Below are 22138 nucleotides of genomic sequence, written 5' to 3'. Positions count from 1 at the left end.
GCAAGGAGGCATGAGCCGGCTGGGCTTCCAGGACCCAATAATGCGCACCCGAAAAAACAAACCCCGTCACACACCCACACGTTCCATCCCCCCGCCCAAAGACGAGAAGAGTACTAGCACAGGCGAGAAACCAAGCTCGCTCGTTGATGTATGTTCCACCCATGAGCGTCTCCGTGTCACACGAACGGCGACAACCGGGACATTCTGCGCAACCCCCAACAGGGTCACGAGTGCTCCTTAGAAAGGAGGTGATCCAGCCGCACCTTCCGGTACGGCTACCTTGTTACGACTTAGTCCTAATCACCAGTCCCACCTTCGACAGCTCCCTCCCACAAGGGGTTAGGCCACCGGCTTCGGGTGTTACCGACTTTCATGACTTGACGGGCGGTGTGTACAAGGCCCGGGAACGTATTCACCGCAGCGTTGCTGATCTGCGATTACTAGCGACTCCGACTTCATGGGGTCGAGTTGCAGACCCCAATCCGAACTGAGACCGGCTTTTTGGGATTCGCTCCACCTTACGGTATCGCAGCCCTTTGTACCGGCCATTGTAGCATGCGTGAAGCCCAAGACATAAGGGGCATGATGATTTGACGTCATCCCCACCTTCCTCCGTGTTGACCACGGCAGTATCCCATGAGTTCCCACCATCACGTGCTGGCAACATAGGACGAGGGTTGCGCTCGTTGCCGGACTTAACCGAACATCTCACGACACGAGCTGACGACAACCATGCACCACCTGTATAGAAGTGTCCAAAGAGTTGACGATCTCTCGCCCGTTCTTCTACATGTCAAGCCTTGGTAAGGTTCTTCGCGTTGCATCGAATTAATCCGCATGCTCCGCCGCTTGTGCGGGCCCCCGTCAATTCCTTTGAGTTTTAGCCTTGCGGCCGTACTCCCCAGGCGGGGAACTTAATGCGTTAGCTACGACACAGAACCCGTGGAACAGGCCCTACATCTAGTTCCCAACGTTTACGGCATGGACTACCAGGGTATCTAATCCTGTTCGCTCCCCATGCTTTCGCTCCTCAGCGTCAGTTACGGCCCAGAGATCTGCCTTCGCCATCGGTGTTCCTCCTGATATCTGCGCATTCCACCGCTACACCAGGAATTCCAATCTCCCCTACCGCACTCTAGCCTGCCCGTACCCACTGCAGGCCCGGGGTTGAGCCCCGGGATTTCACAGCAGACGCGACAAGCCGCCTACGAGCTCTTTACGCCCAATAATTCCGGACAACGCTTGCACCCTACGTATTACCGCGGCTGCTGGCACGTAGTTAGCCGGTGCTTTTTCTCCAGGTACCGTCACCTCACGGCTTCTTCCCTGACAAAAGAGGTTTACAACCCGAAGGCCGTCATCCCTCACGCGGCGTTGCTGCATCAGGCTTGCGCCCATTGTGCAATATTCCCCACTGCTGCCTCCCGTAGGAGTCTGGGCCGTGTCTCAGTCCCAGTGTGGCCGGTCACCCTCTCAGGCCGGCTACCCGTCGTCGCCATGGTGAGCCGTTACCCCACCATCAAGCTGATAGGCCGCGAGCCCATCCATGTCCGATAAATCTTTCCACCCACACACCATGCGGTGATGGGACATATCCAGTATTAGACGCCGTTTCCAGCGCTTATCCCAGAGACATGGGCAGGTTACTCACGTGTTACTCACCCGTTCGCCACTCATCCACCCGAGCAAGCTCGGGCTTCAGCGTTCGACTTGCATGTGTTAAGCACGCCGCCAGCGTTCGTCCTGAGCCAGGATCAAACTCTCCGTAAAAAAAACAGTGCAACCCCGGGCAGCGGAATAAGCCACCCACAGGTCACGAGTTCGAACTGGCAACAGAAACCATCAAACTGACAGTCTCGTTATCCAAAAAAGGAATCACCCACACCCACACCCCAAAAGGGTCCGGGTGACGGGGATAAAACATATTGGCATACACCAATTTCAAGTGCACACTATTGAGTTCTCAAAGACCAGACACCACCCGTCACCCCCAACCAAGGAGGCTCCGAACAGCAACCTGTCCAACTTACCACACCAAGTGCGGTGAGAAGCGCATCACAATCGCCGGAACCGCTTCGCGGCCCGGCTCCGATGCGCTGACAAGGGAATACATTACGCCGAACCGCGACCCGCAGCAACATCCACCCCACACCCGGGCGTGTCTCCGCATGATTCCGCCGCTGCGGGTCGGACCCGCGCCGCCGAGGCGGCTCGGTGCGGCCGCCCGATGGGAACATCCAGGCGAGTCAGGGGACGAAGGCCAGCGCACGGATCGGCGAGCCGTCCCCCTCCGCCAGATGCAACGGCAGCAGGGACACCTCGACCTCCTCCGGCAGTTCGATGAGTCGCGCGAGATTCTCGACGATCACCCCGTCACGCCCCAGCCAGAACGCATGCACGGGCATGCCGCCCCCGTTCTCCGCGCCCGCGGCGCTCGGATCCGGGCTGAAGACGTCCACGCCGAGCACCCGGGCGCCGCGCTCCCAGAGCAGCGCGACCAGCTCGGGCGCGAGGTGGGGGTGACCGAGCGCCTCGGGGCCGCCGAAGCGCCGATCCCAGCCGGTCGCGACGAGCACGATCCCGGGCAGGCGCTCCGGGATCCCGCCGACGATCCGCTCGGCGCCGATCCGCTCGCCCGGTCCGGGCTCCCTTCCCGCGGCGCCCGCGGCTCGGAGCACCCGGGCCCGCCCGAGCAGCATCTCCACCGGGATGCGGTCGACCGTGCGGCCGCCCGATACCGAGTGCGCCGGCGCATCGAGGTGCGTCCCGGTGTGCGACCCGAGATCGAGGCGGGCGACGGCCACGCCGTCGTCCGCAACGCCGAGGGCCGAGGAGATCGAGACCTCCGGGTCACCCGGATAGACGGGCATGCCGTCGCGGATCGGGTGGCTCAGTTCGACGATGGGCACGCGATCAGTCCTCCAGGCGGAGCGCCGAGGTGTCCTCCGCGCCATCGAGGAGGTGACCGGTGGGCTGCGCGTCGCGGGGGTCGCGCAGTCCGAGCGCCCCGGTGCGCCCGATTCCGAGCATCAGCGCGAGATACAGCAGGAAGCTGATCGCGAATGCGGGGATGTTCGCACCGACGGGACTCGGCGCGACGTAGGCGAGCAGGTAGGAGAGGCCGGCGCCGACGACCCAGACGACGACGGCGATCCAGTTCACCCCGCCCAGGTACCAGTAGCGGCTCTCGGGCCGCTCGTGAAGGATCTGCCGCGAGTAGCCGCGGCGCTTCAGCAGGTAGTAGTCCGCGATCATGATCGCGAAGACCGGCACGAAGAAGGCGCTAATGACGAAGAGGAAGTCGGTGAACTGGTTCAGCAGACCGAGGAACGTCGAGCCGATCACCGAGATGATCCCGAGCACGAGCGCGGTCGGCAGGAAGCGCAGGCGCCACCGCGACTGAGCATTCACGACGGACGTCACCATGCCGAAGACGACCATGGTGTTGGTCGCCATGACCGAGAGGAAGATGACGACGCCGAGCGGCCAGCCGAACTCCGCGACGATCACGGCGGGATCGAACGGGGTCGCGTCGTGGCCGCGCAGCAGCACCGTGCTGAAGGCCACGAGGCCGAGCAGCATCGCGATCGTGGTCGAGAGGGTGTACCCGATCCCCGAGCCCACGACGCCCGCGACGCTGCTCTTCGCGTGGCGGTTCATATCTGCCGAGAGCACCGTCCAGGAGATCGCCGTCGCGATGACCATGTCGAGCGTGATGAACGACGTGCCCCCGAGCGAGTCGTCGACGGGGATCGCGGCGAACTCGGCGGGGCTGAACGCCCCGAAGGCCGCGGCGAAGACGAAGCCCATGACCACGAGGATGACGAGCGCGAGCCAGGGCTCGACCCGCGAGATGCCGGTGTGCCCGAAGATCGCCAGCACCACGACGATCGTCTGGCACAGCGCGGAGAAGAGCATCGGGTGGGAGAAGCCGGTCGCCTCGGCCACGAGGGCGTTCACGGTGACGCCGGCGAGCATCGCCTGCACCCAGCTCCACCCCATGAGGATGATGAGATTCGCCGCGGCCGGGAGGAGACTGCCGCGGATCCCGAACGAGCCGCGCGTGAGCGCCATCGTCGGGAGCCCGGTGCGCGTCCCCATGTTGCCGATGAGCACGAGGACGACGACGCCGAGGAGTGTGCCGATGACGATCATGAGCGCGGCGGTGCCGAAGGAGACCGCGGGGGTGAAGAGCGTGCCCGTGAGCAGCGTCGTCACGACGAGGTTCGCCGCGAGCCAGATCATCCCGATACGCAGCAGGGACTGGGTCCCGCGGACCGGGCCGGCGGAGTCGTCCTGCCCGTCGAGGTTGACGGCCATGGTCTCCGGGGTGGTCACGGCTCAGCCCTCCGCGCTCGCGGCCGGGGCCGCGGGGTCGGGGGTCGCGGGATCCGGGGTGGTCGACAGGTGCTCGTGGATCGCGAGGAGCGAGCCGTCCGCATCCGCGCGGAAGACGATGCTCTCGCGCTCGACGTAGGAGTCGGCTCCGCTCGTCGTCTCCACGCTCGTGGCGACCGTGTGGCTGAAGATCGCGCCGCCGGGGAAGCGCTGCACCAGGCGGTCGGACGAGTCGCACGAGACGACGCGCCAGCCGGCAGCGCGCCACTCGGCCCAGAGCGCCTCGTAGGCGGCGCGGGTGTCGAGGCGAGCCGGTTCGGGGTGGAAGACGAAGCTCGCGTCCTCCGCGAAGGCGGCGAAGTAGGCTTCGGTGTCGGTGGCCGCGAATGCGGTGACGATGGCGTCGGCGGCGGCGAGCACCTCCGGCTCGGTAGGGGTGTGCATGGCGGCGTCCTCGGGGTTCCTCGGTGGCGTTCTGTCGGGTTCGGGCGGACCGGCGCGGCCTGGACTCGCGGGATCGGGTCCGCCGGGGGCGGGCCGCGACGAGCGCGGCCCGGCCCGGATCAGTCGCGCGCGGCCATCGCGGTCACGAGCTCGTACACCACGTGGCTCGCGGCCACGGCGGTGATCTGCGCATGATCGTACGCGGGGGCGACCTCGACGACATCGGCGCCGACGATCTGCAGGTCGGCGAGCCCCCGGATGAGGCGCAGCATCTCGCGGCTGGTGAGTCCGCCGGCCTCGGGGGTGCCGGTGCCGGGAGCGTGAGCCGGGTCGAGCACGTCGATGTCGATGGAGATGTAGAGCGGCTTCTCGCCCACGCGTGCGCGGATCCGTTCCAGGGCCGCGGGGATGCCGTGCTCCTCGATGAACTCGCTCGTCACGATCTGGAAGCCGAGGCGCGCATCGTCCTCGAGATCCTCCTTGCCGTAGAGCGGGCCGCGGGTGCCGCCGTGCATCGAGGCGGTGAGGTCGATGAGCCCCTCCTCCGAGGCGCGGCGGAACGGGGTGCCGTGGGTCGTCGGCGCGCCGAAGTAGGTGTCCCAGGTATCGAGGTGGGCGTCGAAGTGGAGCACCGCGACGGGGCCGTGCTTCTTCGTGATCGCGCGCAGGAGCGGCAGCGCGATCGTGTGGTCGCCGCCGACCGTGACGATCTTGTCGACGCGCTCCCCGAGCTCGGTCGCGGCCGTCTCGATCTGCTCGACCGCCTCCGCGAGGCTGAAGGGGTTCGCGACGATGTCGCCGGCGTCGACGACCTGCTTGAGCGCGAACGGCGAGGCGTCCTGCGCGGGGTTGTACGGGCGGAGCAGTCGCGAGGCCTCGCGCACGTGCGACGGGCCGAAGCGGGCTCCCGGGCGGAAGCTCACCCCGGTGTCGAACGGGATGCCGACGACGGCGATGTCGGCCGCGGGCACGTCCTCGATCCGCGGCAGCTTCGCGAAGGTCGCGATGCCGGCGTATCTCGGCGTCAGGCTCGCGTCGACCGGCCCCTGGGGCTCGTGGGAAGTCACGTCGAGCTCCTTTCAAAGTTTCCTGTGAGTAAACAAGTGAGTTCCATCAGTGAACTCGCATTCACTATAGGCTGGATGCCGCGCGGAGGTCAACGCGGGCGCCGCGCCTGCGAGCCCGAGCTCCGGAATGAAAGGGCGGCACCCATGCGACCGATCCATCCGACCGCCGCCGCCGAGCCGATCCGGATCGGTGCGAAGCTGCGCTCGTCCCGGCTCGCCCAGGGCCTCACCCTCGAGCAGCTCGCCCGGGCCTCGGGCCTGACGAAGGGGTTCATCAGCAGGATCGAGCGGGACGACACCATGCCGAGCGTGCCGACGCTCGTGCAGCTCTGCCAGGCCCTCTCGCTGCCCGTCGGGAGCCTGTTCGAAGAGCCCGAGCTGCAGCTGATCCCGTTGGCGGAGGCGCCGGCCATCAACATGGGCGGCACGGGCGCCGACGAGCGCCTCGTGACGCCCCGCTCGGAGGACCGCGTCCAGGTGCTGCGCTCCTCGCTCGCACCGGGGGCGAGCGGCGGTGAGCAGCTCTACACCGTCAACTGCAATCTCGAGTCGCTGCACCTGGTCACCGGCACCCTCGAGATCGCCTTCGCGGACCGCCGAGTGCCGCTCGCGGCCGGCGACACCCTGACCTTCCCCGGCCGCACCCCGCACACCTGGCACGCGGGCCCCGACGGGGCCGAGGCGGTCTGGGTGCTGATCCCCGCGGCGTGGAGCGGATCCGCCTAGATCCCGTCCCCTCGAGCTCAGACGGCGTCGCGGAGCGCGAGCATGCCGTCCGTGTCGCGCGGCGCCCACGCCCGCAGACGCTCCTCGGCCTCGGCGAGCACGGCCGCGAAGCGGGCCCGCCCCTCGTCCGCGCTCGCCCCGCTCGGGTCGCCGAGGACCCCGTTCGACGAGACCGCGCGCACGCCGCGGGCGCGCAGTTCGGGGAGGAGCTCGCGCATCGGCCGCGCGTCCCCCGCCTCCGCGAGCCCCGCCGCGACGCGATCCGGGTGCAGATGGAGCATGAGGGAGGTCTCCGCGCGGCCCGCGTGCGCGTCGCCGGGGATCCTGGCGGAGCCGCAGGGCAGCCAGGCGACGTCGCGTCCCTCGCGGCGCAGCCGGGGCACGGCCGCGGCGAGCGCCTCGACGTTGCCGCCGTGCCCGTTGACGATGCACACGCGCTCGGCCCAGCGCAGCGCCGAGCGGCCGAGCTCAACGAGCAGCTCCGTGAGCACCGCGGTGCCGAGGCTCAGCGTGCCGGGGAAGTCCGCGTGCTCCCCGCTCGCGCCGTACGGGATCGCCGGCGCGAGCAGCCTCGCGGGCGCGGGCGCGGGGTCCTCTCCCGCGGCGAGTGCACGGGCGACGGCCTGCGCGACATCGGCGTCGGTCCCGAGCGGCAGGTGCGGCCCGTGCTGCTCGGTCGCGCCGAGGGGCAGGATGAGGGCGCCGCCGGAGATCGCGGGCCAGCGGCGCTCGGCGAGCGGCGCGCCCTGCCCGGCGCGATCCGCGTCGCCGACGGTCATCGCGGCCGCGGATCCCGCACCGCGTTCCCCGGATCCGGCGTCACCGGCCCGGGGCCGGGTGCCGGTTCCACCGGATCCGGCCGCCCCCGTCCCGGGCCGGGCCTCCCCGGACCGGGCCTCCCCGGCCCCGCCTCCCCCGGCGCGCCCCTCGCTCACTGCGCCGGCGGCTCCGCGCCCGAGGCGTCACGGGTGCGCCGTCGGCGCTCGGGTGCGTTGGGCGGCACGTATCCCGCGAGCGGGCTCTCCGCACAGGCGCTCACGGGCGGGGCCGCGATGTCCTTCCGCTTCGTGAGGGTGAGGCGCACGGGCCCCATTCCCGATCTCGCGGGTGCCCGCGTCGTGCGGTGGGAGTGATCCCCCGTCGGCTTCTGCGGCTTCAGCCGCTCCTTCTCGCGCAGCAGTTCCTCGCCGAAGCCCTGCACGCACTCGGGATCGGGGCCGTCGAGCGGCAGGCCCGTGAAGAACTTGGCGGCCATGCAGCCGCCCTTGCAGGTGTCGAAGAACTGGCAGGACGCGCAGGCCCCGCCCGACTGCGGCTGCCGGAGTCGGGTGAACAGTTCGGAGTCTCGCCAGACCCCCGCGAACCCGCCGGGGTCGCGCACGTTGCCCGCGAGGAACTCGTCGTGGATCGCGAAGGGGCAGGCGTACACCTCGCCGATGGGGTCGATGAGGCAGACGACGCGCCCCGCTCCGCAGAGGTTCAGGCCGGGCAGCGCCTGGCCGTAGGCGGAGAGGTGGAAGAAGGAGTCCCCCGTGAGCACCTGGTCGCCGTTCGCGATCAGCCACTCGTAGAGCTCCCGCTGCTGCTCGGCGGTGGGGTGCAGTTCGTCCCAGATATCCGCCGCACGGCCGGACGGGCGCAGCCGAGTGAGGCGCAGTTGCGCGCCGTAGCGGTCGGCGATCGCCTTGAACTCGTCGAGCTGCGGAATGTTGGTGCGCGTGCACACGACCGAGATCTTGAAGTTCTTCATGCCGGCATCTGCGAGATTCTGCATGGCCTGCAGCGCGATGTCGTAGGAGCGACCGCCGCGGATCGCGTCGTTCACCTCGGCGGTGGCGCCGTCGAGCGAGATCTGCACGTCGACGTAGTCGTTCGCGGCGAGCTGCCGTGCGCGCTCGGGGGTGATCTTCACGCCGTTCGTCGAGAACTTCACCCCGACGTGGTGCGCCGTCGCGTAGTCGAGGATCTCCCAGAAGTCCGCGCGCACCGTGGGTTCGCCACCGCCGATGTTCACGTAGAACACCTGCATGCGCTCGAGTTCATCGATGATCGCCTTGCACTCGGCCGTCGACAGCTCGCGCGGATCGCGCCGCCCCGATGCCGAGAGGCAGTGGATGCAGGAGAGGTTGCAGGCGTAGGTGAGCTCCCAGGTCAGGCAGATGGGCGCGTCCAGCCCGCTCTCGAAGTGGTCGACGAGCCGCTTCGGCTCGGGGTCGCGGACGGCCGACGGCCGCTCCATCGTGAGGGTCATGCGGTCTTCTCCTCGATCATCTGCGAGGCGGCGAGCGTGCCGAGCGCCTGCAGGTAGCGATCCATGCGGGGGCCGTCGACACCGGCGGACGCGCAGGCGGCGCGCACATCGGGGGCCGCGTCGAGCCCCCGGACGATGTCGAGCAGGGTCCGATCCTTCAGGAAGGACAGCTTGCGCGTGCCGAAGTGGTAGAGCAGCGCGCCGAACGGCTCGGGCCTGACGGAGACCTGCGGATGCAGCCGCCAGGCGCTGTCGGGCGTCATGGCCGGCCTAGTAGACGCCGCACATGCCGTCGATCGACACCTCTTCGACGAGGGCGTCGGCCGGGGACTGCGGCTGCGCTGCGGGGGCGGAGGTCTGGGTATCGCGAATATCCATGATGGATCTCCTTCGAGTGTCGTCTTCATCGACGGGGGTTCCCGTAGTCAGATCCTAGTGACACCCGGTGTCAAAACGGAAGGGCCGGGTGCGGTTTTCTCTCCGCACCCGGCCCGTCCGGTTCCGTGGTTGATGCCGATCCCGCTACTCCGCGACGACGACGCCCGCGAGCGTCTTCTTGCCGCGGCGCAGCACCGCGACCGCTCCGTGCAGCAGGTCGGTCGGCGCGAGCACGCGATCGTCCGCCTCGACGGCGACGTTGTTCACGTAGACGCCGCCCTGCGCGATGGCCCGGCGCGCCTCTCCGAGGCTCTTCACGAGCCCGGCGTCGACCATGAGCTGCGCGACGGGCGCCCCCGTCGCCCCGGGCGCCTGCGGCAGCTCCGCCACCGCACCGCGCAGCGAGGCCTCGTCGAGCGCCGTGAGGTCGCCGCGGCCGAAGAGCGCCTCGGAGGCGTCGATCGCGCCCTGCGTCGCGGCGGCGCCGTGGACGAGGGTCGTCACCTCGAGCGCGAGGCGCTTCTGCGCGGCGCGCTTGAACGGCTCCTCGGCGACCTGCGCGGCGTACGACTCGATCTCGGCCCGGGTGAGGAAGGTGAAGACCTTCAGCCGGTCGATCACATCCGCGTCGGCCTGATTCACCCAGAACTGGTAGAAGGCGTAGGGCGAGCACATCTCGGCGTTCAGCCAGATCGCGTTGCCCTCGCTCTTGCCGAACTTCGTGCCGTCGGCGTTCGTGATGAGCGGAGTGCCGATCGCGTGCGCGGACTTCCCCTCGACCTTGCGGATGAGATCGGTGCCGCTCGTGAGGTTGCCCCACTGATCGCTGCCCCCCGACTGCAGCACGCAGTCGTAGCTGCGGAACAGCTCGAGGAAGTCGTAGCCCTGCAGGATCTGGTAGCTGAACTCGGTGTAGCTGATGCCCTCGTCGGAGTTCAGGCGCGCCGCGACGGCGTCCTTCTTCAGCATCGTCCCCACGCGGAAGTGCTTGCCGATCTCGCGCAGGAAGTCGATGGCGGAGAGCGGGGCGGTCCAGTCGAGGTTGTTGACGAGGCGCACCGCGTTCTCGCCATCGCTCGAGAGGAAGCGGGAGACCTGATCCTGGAGGCGGGCGACCCACTCGGCGACCGTGTCGCGGCTGTTGAGCGTGCGCTCCGCGGTGGGGCGCGGATCCCCGATGAGCCCCGTCGAGCCGCCGACGAGTCCGAGCGGCTTGTGCCCCTTTAGCTGGATGCGGCGCAGCAGCAGCAGCTGCACGAGGTTGCCGAGGTGCAGGCTGGGGGCGGTCGGATCGAAGCCGCAGTAATACGTGAACGGCTCGCCCTCGAGGAGCGTCGACAGCGCCTCGGCGTCCGTCGACACGTGGACCAGCCCGCGCCACTGGAGCTCGTCCCACAGGGTGGGGAAGCTGTCGTCGTTGCGCTGGGCGGCCAGGATCTCGCTGCGATCGTTCAGTTCAGACACGCCTGCCATCGTACCCGGTCGCCCGCGCGCCCCGGTCCGCCTCGGTCCGCCTCGGTCCGCTGACGGGCCATCCGCAGCTCCAACGCCGGACGTCGCGTTCGCACGTCACTCGTTGCGGCTCGGAGGCCGCTCAAGCCGCAACGAGTGACGTGCGAACAGGCGCACGTCGGGACCGGGCTCCGGCTCGGGCGCCGACCCCGCACGCCGGGACCGGGGCACCGGCATCCGGATCGGGCGCCGACGCCGGACACCGGTGTCGGACGCCGCACCCGGCGAACTACCCTCGGAATTCGGCGATGCGATCCGCGAGGCGCGCCAGTTGCTCATCGACGCGCACGCGCGCCGTCCCACCCGCTCCGATGCGCGAGTTCACCGATCCCTCGATGGTGAGCACCTCGCGCACCGCGGGAGTGAGATGCGCGGAGACCTGCGCCAGCTCGGCGTCGGTGGGCTCGTGCAGTTCGATCCCGCGCTCCTCGCAGAAGCGCACGAGCTCGCCCGAGATCTCGTGGGCGTCGCGGAAGATCACGCCCTGCTTCACGAGCCACTCGGCCACGTCGGTCGCGAGCGAGAAGCCCTGCGGTGCGAGCTCCGCCATGCGCTCGGTGTTGAACGTCATCGTCGCGACCATGCCGGTGAACGCGGGCAGCAGCACCTCGAGCTGGGCGACGGAGTCGAAGACGGGCTCCTTGTCCTCCTGCAGATCGCGGTTGTACGCCAGCGGCAGCCCCTTGAGCGTCGCGAGCAGGCCGGTGAGGTTGCCGATGAGGCGCCCCGACTTGCCACGCGCGAGCTCGGCGATGTCCGGGTTCTTCTTCTGCGGCATGATCGACGATCCCGTCGAGTAGCCGTCGTGCAGGCGCACGAAGCCGAATTCCTTGGTGTTCCAGAGGATGATCTCCTCGGAGAGCCGGGAGAGATCGATCCCGATCTGCGCGCAGATGAAGGCGAACTCCGCGACCACGTCGCGCGCCGCGGTGCCGTCGATGGAGTTCTCGAGCGGCGCGCCGAGCCCGAGTTCGTTCGCGACGAGCTGCGGATCGAGCCCGAGCGAGGAGCCGGCGAGCGCTCCGCCGCCGTAGGGCGAGAAGCTCGCCCGCGCGGACCAGTCGCGCAGCCGTTCGAGGTCGCGCACCACGGGCCAGGCGTGCGCCGCGATCTGGTGGGCGAGCAGTACCGGCTGCGCGTGCTGCAGGTGGGTGCGGCCGGGCAGGATCGCCTCCGGGTGCCGGCCCGCCTGCTCGGCGAGCGCGTCGAGCAGCTCGAGCAGCATGTCACGGATGACGGCGGCGTGGTCGAGGAGGTAGAGGCGCACGAGCGTCGCGATCTGGTCGTTGCGGCTGCGGCCCGCGCGGAGCTTTCCGCCGAGCTGCACGCCCGTGATCTCGATGAGGAGGCGCTCGAGCGCCGAATGCACGTCCTCGTCGTCCTCGGCCGGCAGCGCCCGGCCGTCGGCGACGCGCGCTGCGAGCTCGTCGAGTCCGGCGTGCATGTCCCGCAGCTCATCGGCGCTGAGGTAGCCGGCCGCGGCGAGCGCGGTCGCGTGCGCCTTCGAGCCGCGGATATCGTAGGGCGCGAGCACCCAGTCGAACTGCGTCGACTTCGAGAGCGCGGCGAGCGCGGGCGACGGGCCGCTCGCGAAACGTCCGCCCCAGAGGGCTCCGGCCTCGGCCGCGCGGTTGGTGTTCTCGGTCATTCGCTCTCCTTCAGCAGCCAGGCCATCAGCGCCTTCTGCGCATGCACTCGGTTTTCGGCCTCGTCCCACACGGCGCTCTGCGGACCGTCGATCACCTCGGCGGCCACCTCGTACTCGCGGTAGGCCGGGAGGCAGTGGAGGAAGATCGCGTCATCCGCCCCCTGCGCCATGAGCTCGGGGGTCACCCGGTAGGCCCCGAAGGTCGCGATGCGCTCGGCCTTCTCGTCCTCCTGCCCCATCGACACCCAGGTGTCGGTGATCACGACGTCGGCCCCCGCCACCGCGGCGGCCGGGTCGGTGAGGATCGTCACGCTGCCGCCGGTCTCGGCTGCGATGCGCTCGGCATCGGCGACGATGTCGGGGCGGGGGTGGAAGCCCGCGGGACCGGCTACGCGGATATGCATGCCGGCGGTGGCGAAGCCGAGCAGGTACGAGTGCCCCATGTTGTTCGCGGCGTCGCCGAGGTAAGCGGCGGTGAGGCCGGCGAGCTCCCCCTTGCGCTCGCGGATCGTCTGCAGATCGGCGAGGATCTGGCACGGGTGGAAGTCGTCGGAGAGCGAGTTGACGACGGGCACCTCGGCGTGCGCGGCCATCTCCTCGAGTCCCGCATGCGCGAAGGTGCGCCAGACGATCATCGACACCATGCGGGAGAGCACGCGCGCCGTATCCGCGATCGACTCCTTGGCGCCGAGCTGCGCCTCCCCCGGGTTGACGATGATCGGGGATCCCCCGAGTTCGGCGACGCCCGCGGCGAAGCTGAAGCGGGTGCGGGTCGAGGTCTTGTCGAAGAACACGGCGACCGATCGCGGTCCTTCCAGCGGACGCTCCGAGAACGGCTCCCGCTTGAGTCGTGCGGCAAGATCGAGCACCTCGCGCTGCTCGGCCGGCGTCAGATCGTCATCGCGGAGGAAATGTCTGGTCACCGCACCAGTCTAGCCGCGGCCGCGGACGCGGGGATCGCGGCCGCCGCGGCTCGGGCGGCTCGGGCGGCGCTCCCGTCAGCGCGGCGGGGTGGGGATCCCGGCGGCGTCCGTGCCGAGGCGCACGGCGGGATCGGAGCCGCGCATGGCAGAGTAGGAGGCCACGGATCTCTCGGGGAGGCTCACATGCGGGTGGCGGCGGCGTTTCTGGCGGATGCGGCGAACGTGCGCGAGGGCACGCTCGGCGTCCTCTCGGGATTCATCAACACGATCAATCGCGACGAGTACCCGGCTCCGCTCGGGGCGACCCTCGTCGTGGTCGTCGAGTACGACGAGAACGAGGCGCGCCGGGGCGATCCCGAGCGGAGCTTCCGCGCCCGCTGCGAGCCGACGGTCGGCGGCGGGGAGGTGTTCGGCCTCGAGGGGAACTTCAGCCTCGGCGGGGGCAACGACAGCTTCGGCTACATCCCGATGGTGTTCCAGCTCTCCGAGGCCCAGATCCCCATGCCGGGCAGCTACCGCATCGTCTTCGAGGGCACCGGGCTCGAGCGCGTCGACGTGCGCTTCTACGCGAACGCCAACTCGCTGCCGAGCCTCGACGACGAGGAGTAGCGCGCCGCCCGCCGGGATGCCGAGCGCGCGGCGCCGCTGTGGAAGAATCGTCGGATGCCCCCGATCCCGCAGCTCGTCGCCTTCGATCTCGACGACACCCTCGCCCCCTCGAAGTCCCCGCTCGAACCGCGCATGCGCGCCGTCTTCGCGCGGCTGCTCGACCGCACCACGGTCGCGGTCATCTCGGGGGGCAACTTCGAGCAGTTCGAGTCGCAGCTGCTCCGCTCGCTCGGCCGGCTCCCCGAAGCGGCGCTCGAACGGCTGCACCTGCTGCCGACGTGCGGCACCCGCTACGAGCGGCGCTCGGGCGGCGCCTGGCGCACCGTGTACCGCGAGGAGCTCGCGCCGGAGGAGCGCGATGCGGCGCTCGCGGCGCTCCGCGAGGAGGCCCGGCGGCTCGGTCTCTGGGAGGCGGATCCCTGGGGCGAGATCCTCGAGGATCGCGGATCGCAGGTGACCTTCTCCGCGCTGGGCCAGCGCGCCCCGGTCGCCGTGAAGCAGGGCTGGGATCCTGACGGGGCGAAGAAGAACGCGCTGCGCGCCGCGGTGCAGGATCGGCTGCCCGCGCTCGAGGTCCGCAGCGGCGGATCGACGTCGGTCGACATCACGCGCCGCGGCATCGACAAGGCGTACGGCATGCGCAAGCTGGAGACACACACGGGGATCGCGCTGTCCGAGATGCTCTTCGTCGGGGATCGGCTCGATCCCGACGGCAACGACTATCCCGTGCGCGCGCTCGGGGTGCCGTGCCGAGCGGTCACGGGTTGGGAGGATACGGCCGACTTCCTCGAGGAGCTCCTCGCGCCGTAGGCCCGGAGCGCCCTCGAGCCCGTTCCCCGGGGCGTCCTCTCCCTACTTTGCCCACCCCGCCAGTACTCCCCGCCCGCTCTTCCCGCCCGCTCTCCCCGCGACCGCGATCGATCCGGGTCACTCCGGCAGGGTCGAACTCCTGAGCACCGTGCCTCAGCGACCCGGATCCGGGGTTCGGGAGGGGACGAGGCGCGGGAGAGGGCGGAGTGCGAGGAGCGCAGGCGAGGTGAGGCGCGGAGCAGCGCAGCGCAGCGCGGGGCGGCGCAGCGCAGCGCAGCGCAGCGCAGGGAAGGGAACACCGGGACGGTCGTTCCGCCCCCGAGCCCAGCTGCGGTGCCGAGCCCTCCCCCACCCTCTCCGGACGCAAATGGTCCGGGTCGCTCCGGCAGGGTGCGGGAGTCCCGCACCCTGCCGGAGCGACCCGGATCGAGGCGAAGTACGGGAAGTAGGCGAAGTACGGGAAGTACGCGACGTACGGAGGGGTGAGCGCGGCTCAGGCCTCGAGCGCTGCGGGCTCCTCGCTCGGGATCAGCCCGAGCACGCGAGAGGTCTCCGCGAGTGAGGCGGCGGCCGCCTCCGGATCTCCGTTCAGCCCGCCCGTCGCGAGCGCCGGGATCTGCGCGGTGAACGCCGACTCCCAGGACGACGCGAACTGCTCGGGGAAGCACTTGCGGAGCACGCCGAGCATCGCGTGCACGGCGGTCGACGCGCCCGGGGACGCGCCGAGCAGACCGGCGATGGAGCCGTCGGCGCCCGTGATGACCTCCGTGCCGAACTGCAGGATGCCGCCCTTCTCCGGGTCCTTCTTCATGACCTGGACGCGCTGGCCCGCGGTGATCATCTCCCAGTCCGAGGTGCGCGCCGTCGGCATGTACTCGCGCAGCGTCTGCATCTGCTGCTCGCGGCTCGCCATGAGCTCGCCGAGCAGGTACTTCTCAAGCGACCACTGCGTCAGACCGACCTTCAGCATGGGCCCGAGGTTGTGCAGCCGGATCGACCCGGGCAGGTCCCACCAGGAGCCCTTCTTCAGGAAGTTCGGGCTGAATCCCGCGTACGGGCCGAAGAGCAGGCTCTCCTGCCCGTCGACGATGCGGGTGTCGAGGTGCGGCACGGACATCGGCGGGGCGCCGACCGCGGCCTTCCCGTAGACCTTCGCGCGGTGCTGCGCGACGATCTCGGGATTCGAGGTCTTCAGGAACTTGCCGCTGATCGGGAACCCGCCGAAGCCCTTGATCTCGGGGATCTTCGAGGACTGCAGCAGCTGCAGGGCTCCGCCTCCGCCGCCGACGAACACGAACTTCGCGTTGACGGTGGACTTCCCGTAGCCCGCGCGGTTGCGCGTGACGACGTCCCAGGTGCCGTCCGCGCGTCGCTTGAGCTTCGTCACCTCGGTGCCGAGGTGCAGCGTCGCCCCGTGGTCGACGAGGTGGGAGATGAGCTGCCGGGTGACGGAGCCGAAGTCGACGTCCGTGCCGCTCTCGGAGCGGGTCGCCGCGAAGACCTCGTCCTTGGCACGGCGGTCGACGAGGAGCGGCGCCCACTCCGCGATCTGCTCGGGGTCGTCGCTGAACTCCATGTCGGAGAAGAGCGGCTCCTGCTTGAGGATCTCGTAGCGGCGGCGCAGATAGTCGACATTCGCCTCGCCGCGCACGAAGGTCATGTGCGGTGTCGGGTTGATGAAGGAGGACGGCTCGCCGAGGATCCCCTGCTGCACGAGCGCGGACCACCACTGCCGGGAGAGCTGGAACTGCTCGTTGATGTCGATCGCCTTCGCGGCGGAGAGGCTGCCGTCTTTGCCCTCGGGCATGTAGTTCAGCTCGCAGAGCGCGGCGTGGCCGGTCCCCGCGTTGTTCCAGGCGTTGCTGCTCTCGATCGCGACGCTCTCGCGCGCCTCGAAGATCTGCATCGTCCAGTCGGGCTGCACCTGCTTGATCAGGGTGCCCAGGGTGGCGCTCATCACGCCACCGCCGATGAGGACGACGTCTACCGTGTTCTTACTCACGGTCTCCGAGTCTACCCCGCCTGCCGGAGTGCTCGGTCCGCGGACGCCGGGGGCCGGGCAGCGCCGCGGGTGCCATGTCACATGGCTCGTCCCTCGCCCTGCTCAGCGCGCGAGTCCGGCGTCGATGCGCGCCTGCTCCAGCGTCGCGGACGACGACCCCAGCAGCCGCGTGTAGCCGAGTCTCGATGCCTCGCCGCTGCGCTGCGCACCGCCGGCCACGGGGCGGACCTCCCCGGCGAGGCTGATCTCCCCGAATGCCGCGAGCCTGAGGGGCAGCGGTCGGTCCATGCTCGCCGAGATCACGGCGAGCGCGATCGCGAGATCGGCGGCCGGCTCGGTGAGCTTGACGCCGCCGACCGTCGAGACGTAGACGTCCTGATCGTGCAGCGTGACCTTCAGCCGACGCTCGATCACCGCGAGGATCATGGCGACGCGCGAGGGATCGACCCCGCTCGTGACGCGCCGCGGGTTCGGGGTGGAGCTCTTGGCGACGAGCGCCTGCACCTCCACGGGGAGGGCGCGTCGCCCCTCGAGGGCGACCGTGGCGCAGGTGCCGCTGACGGGCGACTCGGATCGGCTGAGGAACAGGCCGCTCGGATCGGGCACCTCGCGGATGCCGCCGTCGCCCATCTCGAAGCAGCCGACCTCATCGGTCGGCCCGTAGCGGTTCTTCAGGGTGCGCAGGAAGCGGAGGGAGGTCTGCCGGTCGCCCTCGAAGTGGCAGACGACGTCGACGAGGTGCTCGAGGAGGCGCGGCCCGGCGACCGAGCCGTCCTTCGTCACGTGCCCCACGAGGATCACGGGCGTACCCCGTTCCTTCGCGACGCGGATGAGCGCCGCGGCGACCTCGCGCACCTGCGCGGGTCCGCCGGTGCCGCCGTCGATCTGATCGCTCGCGAGGGTCTGTACGGAGTCGACGACCACGAGGGCGGGATCGACCTGCTCGATGTGCCCGAGCACCGTCGCGAGATCCGTCTCGCTCGCGAGGTAGAGCGTCTCGTGCAGCGCGCCGGTGCGCTCCGCGCGCATCCGGATCTGGCCCGTCGACTCCTCGCCGCTCGCGTAGAGCACCCGCGCGCCCGCGGCGGCGGCGCGAGCGGCCGCGTCGAGGAGCAGCGTCGACTTGCCGACGCCCGGTTCGCCCGAGAACAGGATCGCGGCTCCGGGCACGACGCCGCCGCCGAGCACGCGGTCGAGCTCGCCGATGCCCGTCGGACGGTGGGCCACCGCGTCGCCGCTCAGCTCGGTGATCGGGCGCGCCGCCCGACCGACGACGGCGGCCACCGTCGTGCGCGCGAGCGACGCCCCCGCACGGGCGCGCTCCTCGACCGTGCCCCACTGCTGGCACTCGCCGCAGCGGCCGACCCACTTCGAGGTCTGCCACCCGCACTCGGTGCACGCATACGCGCTCAAGGTCTTCGCCATGCAGGCGAGCCTACTGGCGACCTCCGACACGGCGCCGCAGCACCCGCGGCTGCACCGCATCGGCGACGACGGCGGCGTCATCGACAGCGACGGTGTCGACAGCGTCGACGGCGGCGGTGTCGACAGCGGCGGCGGTGTCGGCGGCGCGCAGTAGCGTGGTGCCATGAGCTCCGCGTCGTCCGATCCCGCCGTGCGCTGGCGCGTCGTCGGCGACGCCCCGGCTCCCGGGACCGCCGCGGGCCCGCCGAGCGCGGACCGGCTCGTGATCGTCGAGCTCGGGGCCGACGGCGCCATCCTCGCGCGCCGCGAGCTCCCCGCCTCCGAACTGCCGGCGTTCGTCGCCACGCAGGAGGCTGATCGCGCCGGGGACGGGACTCCCGGAAGCGCCGCCCCGGCTCGCTGGGTGTGGCACGACACGGCGAGCCGCGCCCCCGCGCTCCTCGCAGCCGGTGTCAGGGTCGCGCGCTGCCACGACCTCCGACTGTGCCGGGCGATCCTGCGGCACTCCGCCCTCGTGACCGATCGGGCGGTCTTCGCCGCCGCTCCCGAATGGGACGCCCTCGCGCCCGAACCGCCCGCTCCCGCACCCGCCGCTCCCCCGGTCCCGTCCGAGCCGACCCTCTTCGACGACTTCCTGGGCGCCGCGGCGTTCGGCGGCACCGCATCCGGCGAGACCGCATCCGCCGGCACTGCATCCGCCGGCACTGCATCCGGCGTCCCGGTACCCGGCGCCGCCGCGCCGGGCGACCCGGGGGCCGGCGTTCGCGCGGCGCCCGGAACGGCCGAGGGGGCCGAACCGGCCACGGAGCCGGAAGCGCCCTCGGCGTCCGCGGCCCCCGGAGCGCCGGGAGCCCCCGCAGCGCCGGGAGCTCCCGCAGCGCACCGCGCACTCCCGGCTTCCGAGGCGGGCGAAACCGCAGGCGTCACCGGTATCGCGGCCGCCCTCGACGAGTTCGCGCGGCAGCGCGCCGTGCTCGCCGCGGCGAGCGATCCCGCGCGGCTGTCCTTGCTCCTCGCCGCGGAGTCGGCCGGAGCGCTCATCGCCGCCGAGCTGACGGCGGCCGGGGTGCCGTGGGACGCCGCCGAGCACGACCGGATCCTCGAGGCGGCGCTCGGCCCGCGCCCGGCTCCGGGCGAACGACCGGCGAAGCTCGTGGAGCTCGCCACGACTGTCCGCCGCGAACTCGGCGACCCCGCCGCGAGCCTCGACTCCCCGCCGAAGCTGCTGCGCGCCCTCCGCGCCGCGGGTATCGAGGCCGCCTCGACCTCGCGCTGGGAGCTCGAGGAGGTCGAGCATCCCGCGATCGGTCCGCTGCTGCACTACAAGAAGCTCATGCGGCTGCTCACCGCCAACGGCTGGAGCTGGCTGGACGACTGGGTGCACGAGGGGCGCTATCGTCCCGTCTATCTCCCCGGCGGGGTCGTGACCGGCCGCTGGGCGTCGAGCGGGGGCGGGGCGCTGCAGATCCCCCGCACCCTCCGCCCCGCGCTCCGGGCCGACCCCGGCTGGCTGCTCGTCTCGGCCGACGTGGCGCAGTTGGAGCCGCGCGTTCTCGCCGCCATGGCCGGGGACCGCGCGATGGCGGCCGCGGGCACCGGACGGGATCTCTACGCGGGCATCGTGGAGAGCGGGGCCGTGGCCACCCGGCAGGAGGCGAAGATCGCGGTGCTCGGGGCGATGTACGGCGCCACGACCGGGGACAGCGGCCGTCTCGTGCCCCGGCTGCGCCGCGCCTTCCCCGCCGCGATGCGCCTCGTCGACGAGGCCGCGGAGACCGGCGAGCGCGGCGGCGTGGTCTCCACGCTGCTCGGGCGCAGCTCGCCGCCGCCGGACGAGGCCTGGCGGGCGGTGCAGGCGGCGGCCAGCCTCCCCGGGGCGAGTCGGCGCGACGAGGAGCGCGCGCGGCGCGCGGCCAGGGATCGCGGACGGTTCACGCGCAACTTCGTGGTCCAGGGCACCGCCGCCGAGTGGGCGCTCGCCTGGCTCGCCGAGCTCCGGCTGCGGCTCTCGGGCTTCGCACCGGTCACCGGGGATCGCTCCGCCCCGGCCTCAGGCCCGGTGTTCGCGCATGCCCCGCACCTCGCGTTCTTCCTCCACGACGAAGTCATCGTGCACGCCCCGGCCGCGGACGCGGAGGCGGTCGCCGGGGTGGTCCGAGCGTCCGCTGCTGCTGCGGGGCGTCTCCTCTTCGGAGACGCCCCGGTCGAGTTCCCCCTCGACATCGCGATCTCGGAGCGCGCCGAGAAGCACTGAGCGACCGCGCTCGGCCGCGCGGAGCGGCGCACGGCCAGCGCCGCGCGCCGCCCGGCCGGGGGCCGGTACTAGGGTTCGCGGACCGGCTCGGCGCCCCGAGCATCGGTGCCCCGAGCTTCGGTGCCCCCTGCGTCGGCGCCCCGCACTCCGGTGCCCCGCTGCGCGGCCTCGAGGCGCTCGGCCTCCTCCCCGGAGATCGCCTCGCCGCGCGCCACGAGGCCGGCCTGGTCGGAGAGCGGGATCTGCTTGAGGAAGAGCGAGAGGAGCAGGGCGACCGCGATGAACGGGATGAGATACCAGAACACGGGGGCGAGCGCATCGGCGTACGCGGTGACGATCCCCTCCCGGAGCTCGTCGGGCAGCGCGTTGAGCGTCGCCGGGTCGATCGTCGCGGTCGAGGCTGCGGCGTCCTCCGCGCTCGCCCCCGCGCCGGTGAACACGCCCATGAGGTTCTCGGAGAGCCGAGTCGTGAAGATGGTGCCGAACACCGCCGTGCCGAGCGATGCGCCCACTTCGCGGAAGTAGTTGTTCGTGCTGGTCGCGGTGCCGAGCTGTGCCGCGGGCACCGCGTTCTGCACGACGAGCACGACGACCTGCATGATGAGGCCGAGGCCGGCCCCGAAGACGAACAGGTAGACGCAGATGAGCCAGATCGGCGTCGACGCGGCGAGGGTCGTCATCGCGGTCATCGCGATCCCGGTGACGATGGTGCCGAGGATCGGGTAGATCTTGTACTTGCCCGTCTTCGAGATCGCGATCCCGGAGCCGATCGAGGTCCCCATGAGGCCGACCATCATCGGGATCATGAGGAGGCCCGAGGCCGCCGCCGAGGTACCGGAGGACATCTGGAGGAACGTCGGCACGAAGCCGATCGCGGCGAACATGCCGATGCCGAGCACGAGGCCGATCGCGGTGGCATTGATGAAGATCGGGTTGCGGAAGAGTCCGAGCGGGATGATCGGATCCTTCGCCCGAGCCTCGGTGATGACGAAGGCGGTGGCCGCGACGATGAGGCCGGCGCCCCAGGCCCAGGTCGCGCCCGAGCTCCAGCCGAACTCCGTGTCTCCCCCGAAGTCGGTGAAGAAGATGAGGCAGGTCGTGGCGAGCGAGAGGAAGAGCACGCCGAGCACGTCGATCGGCTGGCTGGCCTTCTTCTTGGGGAGCTTGAGCGCGACGAGGCCGATGATGAAGGCGGCGATGCCGACGGGGATGTTGATGTAGAAGGCCCACTGCCAGGTGAGGTGGTCGACGAAGTAGCCGCCGAGGAGCGGTCCGGCCACCGCCGAGAGCCCGAAGACGGCGCCGAGCGGACCCATGTACTTGCCGCGCTCGTTGGCCGGCACGATGTCGGCGATGATCGCCTGCGAGAGGATCATGAGGCCGCCGCCGCCGAGCCCCTGCAGGGCGCGGAAGACCACGAACGTCCAGAAGTCGCCCGCGAAGGCGCAGCCGACGGAGGCGAGCGTGAAGAGCGCGATCGCGATGAGGAAGAGCCCGCGGCGCCCGAGCACGTCCCCGAACTTGCCGTAGATCGGCATCACGATGGTCGTCGCGAGCAGATAGGCCGTCGTGATCCAGACCTGATGCTCGACGCCGCCGAGCTCGCCGACGATCGTCGGCATCGCGGTGGAGACGATCGTCTGGTCGAGGCTCGAGAGCAGCATCCCGGCGATGAGCGCGCCGAAGATGATCCAGATCCTGCGCTTCGTGAGCAGGAAGGGCGTGTCGGTGGAGGTCATGGTTCCGTTTCT

At 70.5% G+C, this 22138-nt stretch carries 19 protein-coding genes and 1 rRNA gene; 5 read left to right on the top strand and 15 right to left on the bottom strand.

Going from position 1 to position 22138, the window contains the following annotated elements:
* Window positions 1-241: 241 nt before the first annotated feature.
* The 5 genes from MUN78_RS02705 to speB form a co-directional block, all read right to left on the bottom strand.
* Window positions 242-1770 (bottom strand): 16S ribosomal RNA (locus tag MUN78_RS02705).
* A gap of 476 nt (window positions 1771-2246) precedes the next feature.
* Window positions 2247-2909, bottom strand: coding sequence for a cyclase family protein (locus MUN78_RS02700; RefSeq protein WP_244728637.1), 663 nt, complete (start codon window positions 2907-2909; stop codon window positions 2247-2249).
* 4 nt (window positions 2910-2913) lie between these two features.
* Window positions 2914-4320, bottom strand: coding sequence for a purine-cytosine permease family protein (locus tag MUN78_RS02695; RefSeq protein WP_244729992.1), 1407 nt, complete (start codon window positions 4318-4320; stop codon window positions 2914-2916).
* Window positions 4321-4341: 21 nt separating this feature from the next.
* Window positions 4342-4782, bottom strand: a complete 441-nt coding sequence (locus MUN78_RS02690; RefSeq protein ID WP_244728635.1) for a YybH family protein — start codon at window positions 4780-4782, stop codon at window positions 4342-4344.
* Window positions 4783-4901: 119 nt separating this feature from the next.
* Window positions 4902-5849, bottom strand: a complete 948-nt coding sequence (gene speB / locus MUN78_RS02685) for an agmatinase (protein WP_244692894.1) — start codon at window positions 5847-5849, stop codon at window positions 4902-4904.
* A 144-nt stretch (window positions 5850-5993) separates the two neighbouring features.
* Between speB and MUN78_RS02680 the strand changes: the two genes are divergently transcribed.
* On the top strand, window positions 5994-6575 hold the full coding sequence (locus MUN78_RS02680) for a helix-turn-helix domain-containing protein (protein WP_244692893.1): 582 nt from the start codon (window positions 5994-5996) through the stop codon (window positions 6573-6575).
* Between the two features lie 17 nt (window positions 6576-6592).
* Here MUN78_RS02680 and mftE read toward each other — a convergent pair whose 3' ends face one another.
* From mftE to argF, 7 genes are all read right to left on the bottom strand, one after another.
* Complete coding sequence (gene mftE, locus MUN78_RS02675) at window positions 6593-7354, bottom strand: mycofactocin biosynthesis peptidyl-dipeptidase MftE (protein ID WP_244728633.1); 762 nt, start codon at window positions 7352-7354, stop codon at window positions 6593-6595.
* 152 nt (window positions 7355-7506) lie between these two features.
* Window positions 7507-8826 carry a mycofactocin radical SAM maturase gene (gene mftC, locus MUN78_RS02670; protein WP_244728631.1) on the bottom strand — a complete coding sequence of 440 codons (1320 nt, stop codon included), beginning with the start codon at window positions 8824-8826 and terminating at the stop codon, window positions 7507-7509.
* Window positions 8823-9089: a mycofactocin biosynthesis chaperone MftB gene (gene mftB / locus MUN78_RS02665; protein WP_244692890.1), complete on the bottom strand. Its 267-nt coding sequence runs from the start codon at window positions 9087-9089 to the stop codon at window positions 8823-8825. Before mftB ends, mftC begins: the two co-directional genes overlap by 4 nt.
* Before the next feature lie 7 nt (window positions 9090-9096).
* Window positions 9097-9204: a mycofactocin precursor MftA gene (gene mftA, locus MUN78_RS02660; RefSeq protein ID WP_244728629.1), complete on the bottom strand. Its 108-nt coding sequence runs from the start codon at window positions 9202-9204 to the stop codon at window positions 9097-9099.
* A gap of 144 nt (window positions 9205-9348) precedes the next feature.
* Complete coding sequence (tyrS, locus tag MUN78_RS02655) at window positions 9349-10677, bottom strand: tyrosine--tRNA ligase (RefSeq protein WP_429952300.1); 1329 nt, start codon at window positions 10675-10677, stop codon at window positions 9349-9351.
* A gap of 268 nt (window positions 10678-10945) precedes the next feature.
* The gene (gene argH / locus MUN78_RS02650) at window positions 10946-12364 is read right to left on the bottom strand and encodes an argininosuccinate lyase (RefSeq protein WP_244728627.1); all 1419 of its coding nucleotides are present in this window, start codon (window positions 12362-12364) and stop codon (window positions 10946-10948) included.
* Window positions 12361-13287 carry an ornithine carbamoyltransferase gene (gene argF / locus MUN78_RS02645; RefSeq protein ID WP_244728626.1) on the bottom strand — a complete coding sequence of 309 codons (927 nt, stop codon included), beginning with the start codon at window positions 13285-13287 and terminating at the stop codon, window positions 12361-12363. The genes argH and argF overlap by 4 nt, the downstream gene beginning before the upstream one ends.
* Window positions 13288-13470: 183 nt before the next feature.
* Here argF and MUN78_RS02640 point away from each other — a divergent pair, with 183 nt between their 5' ends.
* Both MUN78_RS02640 and MUN78_RS02635 read left to right on the top strand, forming a co-directional pair.
* Window positions 13471-13896, top strand: coding sequence for a DUF6941 family protein (locus MUN78_RS02640; protein ID WP_244692886.1), 426 nt, complete (start codon window positions 13471-13473; stop codon window positions 13894-13896).
* Window positions 13897-13950: 54 nt separating this feature from the next.
* Window positions 13951-14706 (top strand): HAD-IIB family hydrolase, encoded by a 756-nt coding sequence (locus MUN78_RS02635; protein ID WP_244728624.1) that lies wholly within the window; start codon window positions 13951-13953, stop codon window positions 14704-14706.
* Window positions 14707-15199: 493 nt separating this feature from the next.
* On the opposite strand, the gene MUN78_RS02630 is transcribed toward MUN78_RS02635, so the two are convergent.
* Window positions 15200-16708 carry a malate:quinone oxidoreductase gene (locus MUN78_RS02630; RefSeq protein ID WP_255821011.1) on the bottom strand — a complete coding sequence of 503 codons (1509 nt, stop codon included), beginning with the start codon at window positions 16706-16708 and terminating at the stop codon, window positions 15200-15202.
* A gap of 102 nt (window positions 16709-16810) precedes the next feature.
* The gene (gene radA / locus MUN78_RS02625) at window positions 16811-18133 is read right to left on the bottom strand and encodes a DNA repair protein RadA (RefSeq protein ID WP_244728622.1); all 1323 of its coding nucleotides are present in this window, start codon (window positions 18131-18133) and stop codon (window positions 16811-16813) included.
* Here radA and MUN78_RS02620 point away from each other — a divergent pair.
* Window positions 18132-18287: a hypothetical protein gene (locus MUN78_RS02620; protein ID WP_244728620.1), complete on the top strand. Its 156-nt coding sequence runs from the start codon at window positions 18132-18134 to the stop codon at window positions 18285-18287. The two genes, radA and MUN78_RS02620, sit on opposite strands and share 2 nt — an antisense overlap.
* 9 nt (window positions 18288-18296) lie before the next feature.
* Entirely contained in the window at window positions 18297-20387 is a 2091-nt protein-coding gene (locus MUN78_RS02615; RefSeq protein WP_244728619.1) for a bifunctional 3'-5' exonuclease/DNA polymerase, read from the top strand.
* A gap of 68 nt (window positions 20388-20455) precedes the next feature.
* On the opposite strand, the gene MUN78_RS02610 is transcribed toward MUN78_RS02615, so the two are convergent.
* Complete coding sequence (locus MUN78_RS02610) at window positions 20456-22126, bottom strand: MDR family MFS transporter (protein ID WP_244728617.1); 1671 nt, start codon at window positions 22124-22126, stop codon at window positions 20456-20458.
* Window positions 22127-22138: the final 12 nt, after the last annotated feature.

It is taken from the genome of Leucobacter allii (assembly GCF_022919155.1).
GTDB lineage: Bacteria > Actinomycetota > Actinomycetes > Actinomycetales > Microbacteriaceae > Leucobacter > Leucobacter allii.
Note: the sequence above shows the minus strand (reverse complement) of the source record. Positions and strands in the feature narration are given on the sequence as shown.